The 14411-nt window shown below is 40.8% G+C and carries 15 protein-coding genes; 9 read left to right on the top strand and 6 right to left on the bottom strand.

The window, feature by feature from the left end; genetic code table 11:
- Positions 1-2 precede the first annotated feature (2 nt).
- From SKC36_RS11520 to mog, 5 genes are read left to right on the top strand one after another with little or no spacing between them, the layout of a single operon-like run.
- Positions 3-629, top strand: coding sequence for a ribonuclease H1 domain-containing protein (locus SKC36_RS11520; protein WP_459454676.1), 627 nt, complete (start codon positions 3-5; stop codon positions 627-629).
- Positions 616-1332 carry a tRNA1(Val) (adenine(37)-N6)-methyltransferase gene (locus tag SKC36_RS11515; RefSeq protein ID WP_459454677.1) on the top strand — a complete coding sequence of 239 codons (717 nt, stop codon included), beginning with the start codon at positions 616-618 and terminating at the stop codon, positions 1330-1332. The genes SKC36_RS11520 and SKC36_RS11515 overlap by 14 nt, the downstream gene beginning before the upstream one ends.
- 33 nt (positions 1333-1365) lie before the next feature.
- Positions 1366-2331: a glycosyltransferase family 2 protein gene (locus SKC36_RS11510; RefSeq protein WP_459454678.1), complete on the top strand. Its 966-nt coding sequence runs from the start codon at positions 1366-1368 to the stop codon at positions 2329-2331.
- Between the two features lie 2 nt (positions 2332-2333).
- Complete coding sequence (locus tag SKC36_RS11505) at positions 2334-3131, top strand: tRNA threonylcarbamoyladenosine dehydratase (protein ID WP_459465972.1); 798 nt, start codon at positions 2334-2336, stop codon at positions 3129-3131.
- Positions 3128-3655 (top strand): molybdopterin adenylyltransferase, encoded by a 528-nt coding sequence (gene mog, locus SKC36_RS11500; RefSeq protein ID WP_459454680.1) that lies wholly within the window; start codon positions 3128-3130, stop codon positions 3653-3655. Before SKC36_RS11505 ends, mog begins: the two co-directional genes overlap by 4 nt.
- On the opposite strand, the gene SKC36_RS11495 is transcribed toward mog, so the two are convergent.
- Together SKC36_RS11495 and folP are read right to left on the bottom strand one after the other, a co-directional pair.
- Complete coding sequence (locus SKC36_RS11495; protein WP_459465971.1) at positions 3652-4467, bottom strand: aminotransferase class IV; 816 nt, start codon at positions 4465-4467, stop codon at positions 3652-3654. The genes mog and SKC36_RS11495 overlap by 4 nt on opposite strands.
- Positions 4445-5314, bottom strand: coding sequence for a dihydropteroate synthase (gene folP, locus SKC36_RS11490; protein ID WP_459465970.1), 870 nt, complete (start codon positions 5312-5314; stop codon positions 4445-4447). Before folP ends, SKC36_RS11495 begins: the two co-directional genes overlap by 23 nt.
- Before the next feature lie 74 nt (positions 5315-5388).
- On the opposite strand from folP, the gene SKC36_RS11485 reads away from it, so the two are divergent.
- From SKC36_RS11485 to SKC36_RS11475, 3 genes are read left to right on the top strand one after another with little or no spacing between them, the layout of a single operon-like run.
- Positions 5389-5967, top strand: a complete 579-nt coding sequence (locus tag SKC36_RS11485) for a DUF1599 domain-containing protein (protein ID WP_223142712.1) — start codon at positions 5389-5391, stop codon at positions 5965-5967.
- 9 nt (positions 5968-5976) lie between these two features.
- Positions 5977-7086 carry a BT_3928 family protein gene (locus SKC36_RS11480; RefSeq protein ID WP_459465969.1) on the top strand — a complete coding sequence of 370 codons (1110 nt, stop codon included), beginning with the start codon at positions 5977-5979 and terminating at the stop codon, positions 7084-7086.
- Between the two features lie 2 nt (positions 7087-7088).
- Positions 7089-7610 carry a shikimate kinase gene (locus SKC36_RS11475; protein ID WP_459454684.1) on the top strand — a complete coding sequence of 174 codons (522 nt, stop codon included), beginning with the start codon at positions 7089-7091 and terminating at the stop codon, positions 7608-7610.
- Here the strand turns inward: SKC36_RS11475 and SKC36_RS11470 are convergent, their stop codons facing one another.
- Positions 7611-9167 carry an OmpP1/FadL family transporter gene (locus SKC36_RS11470; protein WP_459465968.1) on the bottom strand — a complete coding sequence of 519 codons (1557 nt, stop codon included), beginning with the start codon at positions 9165-9167 and terminating at the stop codon, positions 7611-7613. It abuts the gene before it with no gap.
- Between the two features lie 11 nt (positions 9168-9178).
- The gene (locus SKC36_RS11465; protein ID WP_459454686.1) at positions 9179-10195 is read right to left on the bottom strand and encodes a hypothetical protein; all 1017 of its coding nucleotides are present in this window, start codon (positions 10193-10195) and stop codon (positions 9179-9181) included.
- A 132-nt stretch (positions 10196-10327) separates the two neighbouring features.
- Between SKC36_RS11465 and proS the strand changes: the two genes are divergently transcribed.
- Positions 10328-11800: a proline--tRNA ligase gene (gene proS / locus SKC36_RS11460; protein ID WP_459454687.1), complete on the top strand. Its 1473-nt coding sequence runs from the start codon at positions 10328-10330 to the stop codon at positions 11798-11800.
- On the opposite strand, the gene SKC36_RS11455 is transcribed toward proS, so the two are convergent.
- A complete protein-coding gene (locus SKC36_RS11455) occupies positions 11797-12948 on the bottom strand; it encodes a cysteine desulfurase family protein (RefSeq protein WP_459465967.1) in 1152 nt (383 codons plus the stop codon). The two genes, proS and SKC36_RS11455, sit on opposite strands and share 4 nt — an antisense overlap.
- 5 nt (positions 12949-12953) lie before the next feature.
- Entirely contained in the window at positions 12954-14342 is a 1389-nt protein-coding gene (gene glmM / locus SKC36_RS11450; protein WP_459465966.1) for a phosphoglucosamine mutase, read from the bottom strand.
- Positions 14343-14411 lie beyond the last annotated feature (69 nt).

Raw genomic sequence — 14411 nt, 5'->3', positions numbered from 1 at the left:
GTATGAGTAAAAAGCAAAAATATTATGTCATTTGGGCAGGTCATGAAACCGGAATTTTTGATTCTTGGGGCAAGACGGAAAAGCTGATTAAGAATTTCCCTGGGGCACAATATAAATCATTTGATAGCAGAGCCGCAGCCGAGGAAGCCTTCAAAAAGAATTATTGGGCAAGCATAGACATGCAAAAAAAAACCAGTATTACTAAATCCAGAAATACGCAAGCCATCATCATACCGAGTATATCTGTTGATGCCGCTTGTTCGGGTAACCCAGGTGTATTGGAATACCAAGGCGTAAATACCGAAACCAAAGAAGTGCTTTTTGCGCAAGGTCCCTATCCTATTGGCACCGTGAATATTGGAGAATTCTTGGCCATTGTTCATGGTTTGGCCTATTTAAAGAAAATCGACTGCCCTTTCCCATTATATTCTGATTCAAGAACGGCCATCGCTTGGGTTAGAAACAAGGCCATCAAGACCAATTTGGAACGAAATGCTGAAACGGAAGAGCTATTCCAACGAGTGGATAAGGCACTAGCATGGTTAAAAGGTAATTTCTACCAAACAAAAATCCTCAAATGGGAAACAGAAAACTGGGGTGAAAATCCAGCGGATTATGGCAGAAAGTAGATCCATTTTTCAGTTCAAACAATTTCAACTGGCCCACGGAAAACCCGGACTTAAAATTAGTACAGAAGCTTGCCTTTTCGGTGCCTGGATTCCCATGGAAAATCCCCAACATGCCCTGGATATCGGAACTGGTTCCGGCTTGATTGCCCATATGCTTTGCCAAAAGGCTGCAACTCTTCAAATGGATTGTTTAGAAATCCATTCAGAGGTAGCAGAATTAGCCCGACAAAATGCCGAAATTAGTCCATTTAAAGAGCAAATTAAGGTATATCAAGGCGATATAAAAACCTGGACTTCCAAGCAAAAATATGAGCTCATCGTATGCAATCCGCCCTTTTTCTCCCAACATTTATCAGCTTCAGATCAATCCAAGCAAATGGCCATTCATGCGGACCACCTCAGTGCAGATGATTTAGCTCAAGCCATTGATCTACACTTGTCTGAACATGGACAATTTGCAGTTTTATACCCTCCTTATGAAATGGGGGTATTCCAACAAGCAGCTGAAAAGAGGGGTTTATTCGCCAAGAAAATAGCAGAAGTTATCCCCAAACCAGAGGCCAAGGTACTTCGCCACATGCTGTTTGGCTCTAGAAAAAAAGGAGAGATTGACTTGGAGAAAATCTATATTCGGGACGAAGAAGGTGATTACCACCCTGATTTTCAAGAATTATTAAAACCTTACTATTTAATCTTCCCCTAAAATAATAACTTAGCTTTTTGTATTTTTGTCAACATGCAAGATTCTACGCTACACATTTCCATCGTCGTCCCTCTCTATAATGAGGCTGAATCACTCCCTGAACTATGTGCTTGGATTGATCGGGTCATGCGAGCCAATCATTTCTCCTATGAAATGATTTTTGTCAACGATGGTAGTCGGGATGACTCTTGGGAAGTATTAAAATCCTTATCCGTTCAATACCCCAGCCTAAAAGCGAGTTCTTTTGCCCGCAATTATGGAAAATCTGCCGCTTTGCATGAAGGGTTCTCAAAGGCCCAAGGCCGTGTTGTTATTACTATGGATGCTGACTTACAAGATTCTCCAGACGAGATTCCTGCTCTGTATGAAATGATTACCTCGGATGGGTTTGATTTGGTTTCAGGATGGAAACAAAAACGTTTTGATCCATTGTCAAAAACCATTCCAACCAAACTTTACAATGCTGCCACCCGAGCTCTTTCTGGGGTTTATTTGCATGATTTTAATTGTGGGCTGAAAGCTTATAAATTGGAAGTCATCAAGACCATTCGCTTATATGGTGAAATGCATCGCTATATTCCCGTACAAGCCAAATGGAATGGTTTTTCTAAAATTGGGGAAAAGGTTGTACAGCACCAAGCTCGAAAATATGGTGTTACCAAATTCGGCTTAGAACGCTTTTTATATGGTTTTTTGGATTTATTATCCATCACTTTTGTCCAAACTTTCGGCAAAAGACCCATGCACCTTTTTGGTAGCTTAGGTATCTTATCTTTCTTTTCAGGAAGTATCATCACCTTATGGTTGATTGGCGAAAAACTCTATAATATCACCCAGCATTTAAAATACCGGAATGTCACGGACAACCCTCTGTTCTTTTTGGCCTTAGTGGCCATTATTCTAGGAGTACAATTATTCCTAGCAGGATTTATCGGTGAACTGATGGTGACTAATTCTGACAAGACAACTGATTATCAAATCAAGGAAGAAATATCCTAAATATGAGTACTAAAGACCTTCGTTGGCTGAGTCGCTCGGAACTTCTCATTGGAGAACAAGGCATTCAGCAATTACAAAATGCCCATATCTTGATAGTGGGGTTAGGTGGAGTTGGCTCCTTTGCCGCTGAATTCATTGCACGGGCTGGGGTGGGAACCATGACCATTGTAGATGGCGACGTGGTAGATCCGACAAACAGAAACCGTCAATTACCCGCCCTTGCCACCAACCACGGTGTGGCTAAGGTAAAGATAATGGCTGAGCGATTAAAAGCCATCAATCCAGACTTAGTATTACATGAACATGAAACCTTTTTGAGCCCTGAAGCGGCCAAGGAGATTCTGGAAAAAACAAAATATGATTATGTTATGGATTGCATCGATTCGGTCACACCCAAGTTGACCTTATTGAAAACTGCCTATGACCTTAATTTGAAGATTGTGAGCTCCATGGGCGCAGGAGGAAAATTAGATCCTACCAAACTCAAAACAGCCGATTTATTAGATACCCGAGAATGCTACCTGGCTTCCTTAGTCAGAAAACGTATTCGTAAAATGGGGGTATCTCGTGGTATCAAAGCCGTGTACTCTCAAGAAAAAGTCAAAGACGAATCCTTGATTTTGACGGATGGATCTAACTTTAAGAAGTCTGCTTACGGAACCATTTCCTATTTGCCTGCCGCTTTTGGAGGGGTTTGTGCCTCGGTGGTGATTCGTGATTTATTGAATGAACCGATTCCCATGGAAAAAAAGCCCAAAGCTTTCATTAAAATGGAGCAAAAAAATAAACAAAAGAAATGATCAAAATAGGGGTTATCAATGTTTCCGATCGTGCAAGTGCGGGTATCTATGAAGATATTCCAGGCAAAGCCGTGGTAGAATTACTCAAAGAATATTTGATTTCGGAATTTGAAGTGATATACGCTGTCATTCCTGATGAGCAAGCTTTATTGGAGCAGACCATGTGCCAAATGGCCGATGAAAATGAAGCTTGTTTGATAGTTACCACGGGTGGAACAGGCCCAGCTCTACGCGACGTGACTCCTGAAGCTACAGAGGCAGTATGCCAAAAGATGATGCCCGGTTTTGGAGAACTTATGCGTCAGGTAAGCTTGCAATACGTTCCTACAGCCATACTTAGTCGGCAAACAGCAGGCATTCGAGGCAAATCACTGATAGTGAATTTACCCGGTAAACCCAAGGCTATTCGTCAGTGTTTAGAGGCAGTTTTTCCAGCCATCCCCTATTGCATTGATTTAATTGGAGGACCGTTTTTGATTTGTAATGAGGCAAACATGAAGGCCTTTAGGCCTCCTGCATCCTAGTATTCATGTTGAATAAGTAGGTCGTATAACTGAGCCGTTATCGAACCTCTTTTACCATTACCTATGATGCTATCGTCGATTTGAAGAATGGGTACCACCCGCTTGGTACTTCCCGTCGTAAATACTTCATCAGCTTGCTTAAAGGCTTCCAAACTAACATCTTGTACTTTCACATCCAAAAAGGAAGAGGCTAAATCTATCACATGCTTTCTGGTGATACCTTCCAAAATATGCTGGGCTGGCGTATATAAAACCCCGTTTTTGACACAAAATAAATTACTTCTGGAAGATTCTGAGACTCCAAACTCGTTGGTATAATAAATGAGATCATCAAATCCCTGGGATTTAATGGTCCCCCAGTTACGAATGGCATAGGCATAATTCAAAGACTTGATATCAGCCATTTCGCGCACAAAATTCCGACTCGCCAATTTCATACCATGAATAGGGTCCATAAACTGAAACTCATTAGGTATGATGAATAATTGACTTTTTCCTTGAGGCTCAAAACCATTAGAAGAATCTCCTCCGCTTAATACCATTTTGATTCCTAGGCATTCCACTTCTGACTTGGCAGCAATTTCATGAACCAAGCCAGCCAATTGCTCTTTGGTATAACTATGAACAATACCCATCTTTTCTGCCGAAGCTAAAAATCGATCAAGATGATCTGAAAGAAAGATAGGTCTACCATGCATGACCCTAAAAAAGTCAAATATGCCAAAGCCGCGTAGAAAACCTACATCTTGGATACTGACATACACCTGATCTGGATCAATCCAGCGGTGATTATGGTAAATTGGATAAACCATTTTCTTGTAATTTCTTAACTAAAGTAATACACTCTCGGGCTTCTAAAACATCATGAACCCGCAAGATTTTAGCCCCTTGCTGCAATGCCACAGTATGTAGCACGCTGGTTCCATTCAAAGATTCTTCAGGTGATGTTCCTAACACTTTTTGAATCATGGATTTACGTGATACCCCCACCAAGATAGGTACTCCCAAATAATTCAATTGATGCAAAGCAGCCAATAATTGATAATTCTGATCTAGTGATTTTGAAAAACCAAAGCCAGGATCCACTATAATATCTTTTGCACCTAATGCCCGCAAGCTTTGTACTTTCTTGGCCATGTCTAACCAAACTTCTTCCACCACACTTTCATAGGCAGGAACTTGATGTACTTGAGAAAAAGCCCCTACACTATGCGTTAAAATATAAGGAACTTGATTTTCTGCTACCCAATCAAAAATCCCCTCATCCATTTGTCCGCCTCCAACATCATTAAACCAATCTGCCCCAGCACGTACTGCTGCTTGGGCAACAGATAGTCGATAAGTATCTACCGACAAACAGACATTGGGGAAAGCTTTCGATAAAGCCTCCAAAACAGGAACAACACGATCTTCCTCTTCTTGGGCTGAAACAGCCTCCGCATTCGGTCGAGTAGAATGTCCTCCAACATCTAAAATACTTGCACCTTGCTGAACCATTTGTTCAGCCAAAGCCAAGCAATCATCAATGACACGCACCCGACTAGCCGAAAAAAAAGAATCGGGTGTAGCGTTCAATATACCCATGATTTGAGGTATCTGAAGATCAATCAATCCAGACTTATATCGAATTGTTTGAAAAGATGGAAAAAGAGCTTCCAAATGAGCTGAAATTTAGGATAATTTAAATATTTTTGTAGTCTGAAAAAAAGAGATTTGTAAACTAATCCTCTCCTATGAACAGGGACAATGCGCCTTCCCAAACTGAAATCGAATATCGACAAGTAATTTCACACTGCAAAGCCTTGTTTGATAAAAAAAACAAAGATTACGGTACTTCTTGGCGAATTCTACGATTGCCCAGTTTAACAGATCAAATTTTTATTAAAGCGCAGCGCATTCGCAGCATTCAAGAAAAAGGAGAGCAAAAAATCCAAGATGGTATTGAAGGTGAATTCATTGGCATCATCAATTATTGCATCATAGCCTTGATTCAAAAATCACTGGAAAATTCTGAACAAATGGAATTCAGTGCAGAAGAATTAAGTCAATTTTACGACCATCAAGTAGAAACTACGTTGGAACTTCTTAGAAACAAAAACCATGATTACGGTGAAGCTTGGAGAGATATGCGGGTGAGTAGCATGACGGATTTAATCCTCATGAAGATTTTCCGTACCAAACAAATCGAAAACAACCTGGGCGTCACCCTTGTTTCAGAAGGTGTAGAGGCTAATTATCAAGACATGCTAAACTATGCTGTTTTTTGTTTGATCAAAATCAAGGAAGAGCAAATGCAAATCCAACAACAATAATCCAATAATATGCGGCCATACAGTCGAATAGCTACTTTTTTATTGGTTTTTATCTTCCTTTTTTCAGGGCTCATCAAACTTAATGACCCGATTGGAACGCAATTAAAATTAGAGGAATACTTTGATGTATTCTCCCAAGATTTTCCTGCCATGGAAGGCTTCTGGAAATTCTGGATTCCCTTTGCTTTGCCACTGTCCATCCTGCTTAGCAGCATGGAAATCGTTCTAGGAATCGCTCTTTGGGTTAATTACCGAACCAAACAAGTACTCTGGACCTTTTTAGCCTTATTGGGTTTCTTTGGCTTTTTGACTTTTTATTCGGCCTATTTCAACAAGGTGACCGACTGTGGATGCTTTGGAGAAACCATTAAGCTAACTCCTTGGACCTCTTTCTTTAAAGATGTATTCTTATTCGTTTTGGCGCTTAGTTTATTATTTACGGACAAAGTAAAAACCTTTAATAAAAACCTAAGCCCCATCGTCTTGAGTGCCCTCATTAGTGTTTCTTTAGGTCTTTACTGCTATTTTTATTTACCTATCCACGACGGGCTCCCTTATGCTGAAGGAGATAATATTCCACAAAACATGAAGTCCAGAGAAGCCTTACGCTTTTCTTATGTGTATAAAATCAATGGTAAAGAGGAAACCCTGACCGAAATGCCAGCTGATACCCAGGCCGTATTTGTTTCGATGCAGGCTTTAAATGAAAAAGAGGCCCGACCTTTAATCACAGATTATCGAATTTGGGTAGAAAATGATACCACAGATTATACCGCTGAGAGTTTCAAAGGAAAGAAACTCATGGTCATCATGCCTAATGTACATCACGCGCATGTAGAGGCTTTAAAAGAAATTGGTGTGCTGGCCAAAGAAGCTAGTAAAAAAGGAATTGAAGTATGGCTATTGAGTGCTTCCTCTGATGAAGAAGTCAATGCCATCCGACACGAGTACCAATTGAATTTCCCAGCCATGTCTGTGGATACCAAAGTATTAAAAACCATCATTCGGTCTAGTCCAGGACTTTGGTTACTTAACCAAGGAACTGTTCGTGGTAAATGGTCTGCCTACCACCTGCCTAGTATCGAAGACATAGACCAACGTTTAATAACAACAGATTAAGAATGAAAAATATTTATTTAATAGGAATGCCCTCCTCGGGTAAAAGTACTCTTGGGAAAGAATTAGCTAAAAACTTAGGATTTAGTTTTACGGATATGGATAAGCTGATTGAGACAAGGGAACAAAAAACTATTTCAGAAATTTTTTCGACTCAAGGCGAAGCTCATTTCCGTGAATTAGAACGCAAAACCTTGCACGGTTTCCAACCTGATCAATCCATGGTCATTGCAACAGGAGGTGGTGTACCTTGCTTTTTTGATAACATGGAGTACATGAAAAAGCATGGTATTAGTATTTTCTTGAACGTGGAGTTGAACGACCTAGCCAAAAGATTATATAAGGCCCAAGGAAACAATCGCCCACTGTTAGATAAGAGCCAAAGTGAGGAGGCGGTCATAGCCACCATCAAAAAGACATTTGAAGAAAGACTTCCTTTTTATAAACAAGCGGATATACAAGTCGATGGAGAAATCAGTGTCAATCAATTATTATGGTTGATTGAATCTTATGTTCCCGTTCAATAATTAGAACAATATTCCAGCTCCTAATACTAGCTGCAGGTTATCTTTAGTCAACATGGCTGATGAATAATCTGCAGCATTTTTTAAGCTATAAGGTGTAAATCCATCTTTAGCACTGCGCTTGACAGCCGTCAAATCAATATAAAAGGAAGAGGCGCGGTACCCAATTCCACCAGAAATTTGAAGGCTATTGCGATCGATACTATCATAGGTACTAGCAAATCCACTCCCAAACTGAGCTACCCCAGCCCGTATATTCCAGTTAGGCGTTACGCGTATTTCCGTACCTAATTTGATGTTCAGAGCAGAATCAAAATTACGCTTGATTTGTCCGTTATGTTTATCTTGAAATTGTTGATTAGCAAATGAGGATAATTCCCCTGAAGAAACCCGCATGCCAGGGTAATTCACATAAGCCAAATCCATACTTAAAAAGCCTCTTTTACCAAAGAAATAGGCCAAACCACCAGATAAAGTCATGGGCGTGGTCATTTGATATGTAAACTCATTGGGCGTCACATAAACAGGTCTAACCTTAGTGATAATGATAGGCGTCCCATTGGAATCAAATGAAGGTATGCCATTGACAGTCGGGCTTATCCGAGCATCATAACGCTCACTCATTTGATCAAAATAGGCAGGACTTTGGAAATTAAAAGCCACCCGTAAATTAGGGCTCCATTTATAAATCATCCCTAAGGACAAAGAAATTCCCGAACCATTGGTCACTAAATTTTCTCGGTAATTCATGGCCGCCACATACCGTGCACCTACATAATCCTCTGTCCAATTGCTCGTTGTTGTGGAGGTAATTTTAGAAAACTGTAAACCTGCACCAATGTACAATTTGTCCATGTAAGAAGCCCCATAACTAAAATTCCAACTACTTAAAGCTCCGGAATTAACCACCTCTCCGACTTGTGAGGTAGGTAAATTAGGCTCATAACGAGAGAAAGGTACTCCACCGCTGATTGGATTAGGATCAATCAAATATGCTTGGTAGGCTGCTGCTTCAGGGCTATCAGCATAATTGCTTGCAGAACTATATTCATCATCTAAACTAGCCCCGGTAGCCTTTTTATCATCCGCTTTTTCAATGAATGAATCCAATAAAGAGGAACGATTATTAGTTCCTGATACATAAACAGGTTGCGTAAAAACCACATGCCTAGTAAAACTAATACCAAAAGCCCCATGCCATTTGCTATAACTAGTAGGGTCTCCTGCTAAAACCAAACCTAAACTAGGTAAATGAAACAAGGCATCTGTCTGCTTAGCACTAGTGCCTAAATAATTGGAAGAGGTTTCCGAATTTTGTTGAGCCATGCTTAGATGCACTTCCGAACGGTTATAAAATCCCAATCCAGCTGGATTAGCCGAGATGGAACTGATATCCGCTCCCAAAACGCTGTGTGTGCCTCCTAATGCCTGCATACGAGCCGTTCCTGTAGCATAAGTAGAAGAAAAGTATTTGGCCAAATTGGCATAGCTGTATATCTGCCCAAACACAAGGTTAGGTAAGCACAATCCTAAGGCGATTGTTACAATGTACTTTTTCATAAGTTTAAATATTACCTAGGTCCACGTGAACTTCCACCGCCGCCTCCGCCACCAGTACTTCCACCTCCACCATAAGAACCTCCTCCAGAATTATAAGAGGGTCTAGAAAAGGTTTCTACTTGACGTGATTGGGATGGTTCCGCATAACGGTATTCCACATTACTATTTCTTCTCGGTGCGGCCGAACGCTCATAAGATTGAGTGCCTACCGAACGGTTGGAATAAGTACTTGGCTGATTAGAACCTTGACTATTGTAATAGTTATTACCACTTCTAGGCGTATTCGAGAAGGAATCCCCATAACTACCACGGTTTGAAGAAGCGGCATCTCTTGGTCCATAATTAACCTTACGAGGTGGATCTACTGTGGTATTATTATAATTATAGCCATTAGAACCTAATGAGTTATAATAGTTGTAATTATTGTACACTACCCCACCAAAATTACGGTATGGATTATAAAATGACCAAGGGTTATAAAAGGGATCATAATAACGGAATGAATTAAATCCGTACATTGATCCCATGCCATAAGGTGAACCAAAGAAAGGGTCATACATCATTCCAAATGCTGAACTGTAAGGGTTCATCATCATATTATAAGAATTCAATGGCGAGAACCAACGAGAACCAAATCCATATCCAAAGCTAATCATGGGATTAACATACCAATTATTCCAAGCAGAGGCAGAATTAAAGCCCGCATTAAAACCCCGATTGAATCCTTGGTTGTAGGTATTCGGATTAACACTGTTATTGTAATTATATACGCTTCTCGAGTTCAAATACGTCGACTGTTCAGCTATGCCTTCCTCCTCTTCAATCACCACCGTATTATCATCGAAGTTCAAATAATCCGATTTGGTTTTTTTGGTAGAGGCCACGGCACGCTGGGGTACATCATACAAATCATCTGAAGCAAATTGCTTCTTGGCAACTTCTCCTGATGGACTGACCTGAATGGTCACACAGCCTTGAAATAAAGCCGCGATACCCAGAAAAGACAAGATAATTAGTTGATTTTTCATGGTCTTCGAGATAAAAGTATAAGCTTAACTAAGGACAATAACGTATCTTTGTCGCTAATCGTTCGTTGAGTGATAATATTAACACAAATAAAACGAATAAATATTTAATTAATTACGCGACAAGCTATTTTTATGAGTAAATCCTTACCCAGCAGAGCTGAAAATTATTCTGAATGGTATAACGAACTGGTGAAGCGTGCGGACCTAGCTGAAAATTCGGCGGTAAGAGGCTGCATGATCATCAAACCTTATGGCTATTCTATATGGGAAAAAATGCAAAGAGCTTTGGATGACATGTTCAAAGAAACAGGACACGTTAATGCCTACTTCCCCCTATTAATCCCTAAATCATTCCTTTCCAAAGAAGCTTCTCACGTAGAAGGTTTTGCGAAAGAATGTGCGGTGGTAACCCATTACCGACTAAAAAATGACCCAAATGGCCACGGAGTAATCGTAGATCCAGAAGCAAAATTGGAAGAAGAATTAATCATTCGTCCTACTTCTGAAACCGTGATTTGGTCTACCTATAAAAACTGGGTGCAGTCCTACCGCGATTTGCCTATCTTAATGAATCAGTGGGCTAATGTGATGCGTTGGGAAATGCGTACTCGTTTATTCCTAAGAACAGCCGAATTCCTTTGGCAAGAAGGCCATACGGCCCATGCTACTCAAGAAGAAGCGGTAGAAGAGACGGAACAAATGCTGAACATCTATGCTGAATTTGCCGAAACTTTTATGGCTATGCCTGTCATCAAAGGACGTAAAACAGCCAATGAACGTTTTGCTGGTGCGGAAGACACCTATTGCATCGAAGCCATGATGCAGGATGGAAAAGCTTTGCAAGCAGGAACCTCTCACTTTTTGGGACAAAACTTTGCGAAAGCTTTTGATGTGAAGTTTTTGAATAAAGCCAACCAACAGGAATATGTTTGGGGTACTTCTTGGGGTGTATCCACCCGTTTAATGGGTGCTTTAATCATGGCACACTCGGATGACCAAGGTTTGGTTTTACCTCCAAAATTGGCTCCTATTCAAGTGGTTATTGTACCAATTTATAAAGGCGAAGAGCAATTAGCCAATATCAAAGCTAAGATTGACCCTTTAGTAGCTGCCTTAAAGAAAAGAGCTATCTCCGTTAAATTTGATATTTCTGAAAATCAAAGTCCTGGATTTAAGTTTGCTGAATACGAATTAAAAGGAGTACCAGTTCGCTTAGCCATCGGTAACCGTGATATAGAAAACGGCACCATCGAATTGGCTCGCCGGGATACCCGCGTAAAAACCAGTTTGCCATTTGAAGGCATAGAGCAAGTGATTGTAGATACCTTGGAAGATATCCAAACCAGTATTTACCAAAAAGCCTTAGACTTTAGAGCAGCCAATACTTTTGAAGTGAATACCTGGGATGAATTCTTAGCCAAAATAGAGGACGGTGGATTCTTGTCGGCCCATTGGGATGGAAGTCCTGAAACGGAAGAAAAGATCAAAGAATTGACCAAAGCCACCATTCGTTGTATTCCTTTGGATTCTCCAGAAGAAGCAGGAACCTGCATTCTTACTGGAAAGCCATCAAAACAACGTGTTATTTTTGCCCGCGCTTACTAAGACGCAGGAATTAATTTCTTCAGTACCTCCAATACCCGATCGATCTCCGATTGGGTATTGTTTTTTGAGAAAGAAAAACGAACAGCCGCACCGGTCGCATTTGGATTCAAGGCAGAAAGTACATGGGAGCCCACCGATGTTCCACTAGAACAGGCGCTACCACCTGATGCAGAAATTTTCTCAATATCTAACTGAAACAAAAGCATATCACCATCGGCTACCTGAGGAAAACGCACGTTCAGAACAGTATATAAACTATTTTCTACGTCACCTGATTTACCATTGAACTCCACATTAGGGAATGCTTTTTTCAAGCCTTCGATGAAATAAGCTTTCAAACCTTTGATATGAGCCTCATGTTCATCCATTTCTTCATAGGCAATGGACAATGCTTTAGCTAAGCCAATGGCTCCATACACATTTTCCGTTCCTCCTCGTTGATTTCGCTCCTGAGCCCCACCGTGCATCAATGGATGAAACTTGGAACCCGCTTTGGCATACAAAAAGCCAATACCCTTGGGACCATGAAATTTATGAGCTGCGCCCACAATGAAATTAACAGGTAATTGCGACATATCATGGCGATAATGCCCCATGGTTTGAACGGTATCTGAATGAAATGTAGCACCATATTGCTCACAAAGCGCACCTACGGCATTCAAATCCAACAAATTACCAATCTCATTATTTCCATGCATCAAGGTCACCAGAGCATGATGGTTTTCTTGTAATAGGCGTTCTAAATCCGACAAATCAATGGTACCATCAGGTAAACATTGCACTATTTTCAAATCGACCAAACCTAGTTTCATCCAGGCCTCTGCCGTATGCAAAACCGCATGGTGTTCCAATGGAGAAGTGATGATGGTTTTAACCCCACCATACAAAACAGCTGATTGAATGACCGTATTATCTGCCTCTGTTCCTCCCGAAGTAAAGAAAATCTCTGAAGGAGAAGCGTTCAATAAGGTCGCAATGGTCTTGCGCGCACGCTCTATCGCCACTTTGGCTTGTCGGCCATGAGCGTGAATCGAGGAGGGATTAGCCGTGAAATTTTCAAAATACGGCTGCATTTCTTGCCAAACTTTTGGGTCAATGGGTGTAGTGGCCGCATTGTCCAAATAGATAGGCGTGATGGTATTCGACATAAATGTTAAGACTGTGCGATCTTTTCAATCGCATTCATAATTTGTTGAGCAAAAGTGTTGGCTTGTTCTTCCGTAGAAGCTTCCGCATAAATTCGAATGATGGGTTCCGTATTGGATTTACGCAAATGCACCCATCCATTCGGGAAGTCGATTTTGACCCCATCAATCGTATTGACATTGTATTCTTGATAAGCTTTGGCAATCGAATCAAGGATTAAATCCACGTTCAAATTAGCAGAAAGCTCTATTTTATTCTTTGAAATCACATAGGCAGGATAAGAAGCTCTCAGTTCAGATATTTTCTTACCTGAATTGGCTAAATGCGTTAAAAACAAACCTATACCTACTAGTGCATCGCGGCCATAGTGTGATTCAGGGAAAATTACTCCTCCATTACCTTCTCCACCTATGATGGCCTTTTGAGCCTTCATTTGATTCACCACATTAACTTCACCTACGGCAGCGGCAAAATAATGCCCCCCTTTGGATTCAGTAACATCCCGCAAAGCACGTGTTGAAGACAAGTTAGAAACGGTATTACCCACTTGCTTCGATAAAACATAATCGGCCACTGCCACCAAAGTATATTCTTCACCAAATGGCGTTCCATCTTCATTGATAAAACACAAACGATCCACGTCAGGGTCAACTACGATACCTAGGTCGTAATTTCCCGACTTCATTTGTTGAATCATTTCGGTCAAGTTTTCAGGAAGTGGTTCTGGGTTATGAGCAAAATGACCATTGGGTTCACCAAAGATTACATCCACATGAGCGGCACCCAAGGCTTTTAATAAATGAGGGACCACGATACCTCCCGTTGAATTCACGGCATCTACCAAAATGCGGAATTTAGAGGATACAATGGCATTAACATCCACCCAAGGAAGGTCTAGTACATGTTGAATATGTTGATCTAGGAAGGTATCATCTTGCGTGATTTTACCTAATTGTAACACCTCCGCAAATTGAAAATCTTGTTGTTCGGCTATTTGCAATAAGGCTTTTCCATCGGCATCTGAAATGAACTCACCCTCAGAGTTTAATAATTTTAAAGCATTCCATTGGGCAGGGTTATGACTAGCGGTGATGATAATACCTCCGGCAGCTTTTGTCCAAGGCACAGCCAATTCAACAGTGGGAGTAGTAGACAATCCTATATCCAACACATTCCATCCTAATCCAATCAAGGTATTGGATACCAAGGAAGAAACCATTTCCCCTGAAATACGGGCATCTCGACCAATCACGATGGAATTGGATGGGTGATTATTTCGACGAAGCCAAGTACCATAAGCCGCAGCAAAAGTAACGACATCGATTGGGCTAAGTCCTTCACCAGGCTTTCCGCCAATGGTACCACGAATTCCAGAAATTGATTTGATTAAGGCCAAAATACAAAAGTTTTAATTGGGAAACAGAGTATAAAATTACGAAAATAGCTCAGGAAAAAACCTAAGATT

The sequence above is a fragment of the Aquirufa sp. OSTEICH-129A genome (assembly GCF_054558355.1).
The sequence above is the reverse complement of the archived record's forward strand: the minus strand, read 5'-3'. Positions and strand labels throughout refer to the sequence as shown.

Coding starts and splice junctions, on each gene's coding strand:
- SKC36_RS11520 (WP_459454676.1), top strand. CDS start 3: ATGAGTAAAAAGCAAAAATATTATGTCATTTGGGCAGGTCATGAAACC.
- SKC36_RS11515 (WP_459454677.1), top strand. CDS start 616: ATGGCAGAAAGTAGATCCATTTTTCAGTTCAAACAATTTCAACTGGCC.
- SKC36_RS11510 (WP_459454678.1), top strand. CDS start 1,366: ATGCAAGATTCTACGCTACACATTTCCATCGTCGTCCCTCTCTATAAT.
- SKC36_RS11505 (WP_459465972.1), top strand. CDS start 2,334: ATGAGTACTAAAGACCTTCGTTGGCTGAGTCGCTCGGAACTTCTCATT.
- mog (WP_459454680.1), top strand. CDS start 3,128: ATGATCAAAATAGGGGTTATCAATGTTTCCGATCGTGCAAGTGCGGGT.
- SKC36_RS11495 (WP_459465971.1), bottom strand. CDS start 4,467: ATGGTTTATCCAATTTACCATAATCACCGCTGGATTGATCCAGATCAG.
- SKC36_RS11485 (WP_223142712.1), top strand. CDS start 5,389: ATGAACAGGGACAATGCGCCTTCCCAAACTGAAATCGAATATCGACAA.
- SKC36_RS11480 (WP_459465969.1), top strand. CDS start 5,977: ATGCGGCCATACAGTCGAATAGCTACTTTTTTATTGGTTTTTATCTTC.
- SKC36_RS11475 (WP_459454684.1), top strand. CDS start 7,089: ATGAAAAATATTTATTTAATAGGAATGCCCTCCTCGGGTAAAAGTACT.
- SKC36_RS11470 (WP_459465968.1), bottom strand. CDS start 9,167: ATGAAAAAGTACATTGTAACAATCGCCTTAGGATTGTGCTTACCTAAC.
- SKC36_RS11465 (WP_459454686.1), bottom strand. CDS start 10,195: ATGAAAAATCAACTAATTATCTTGTCTTTTCTGGGTATCGCGGCTTTA.
- proS (WP_459454687.1), top strand. CDS start 10,328: ATGAGTAAATCCTTACCCAGCAGAGCTGAAAATTATTCTGAATGGTAT.
- SKC36_RS11455 (WP_459465967.1), bottom strand. CDS start 12,948: ATGTCGAATACCATCACGCCTATCTATTTGGACAATGCGGCCACTACA.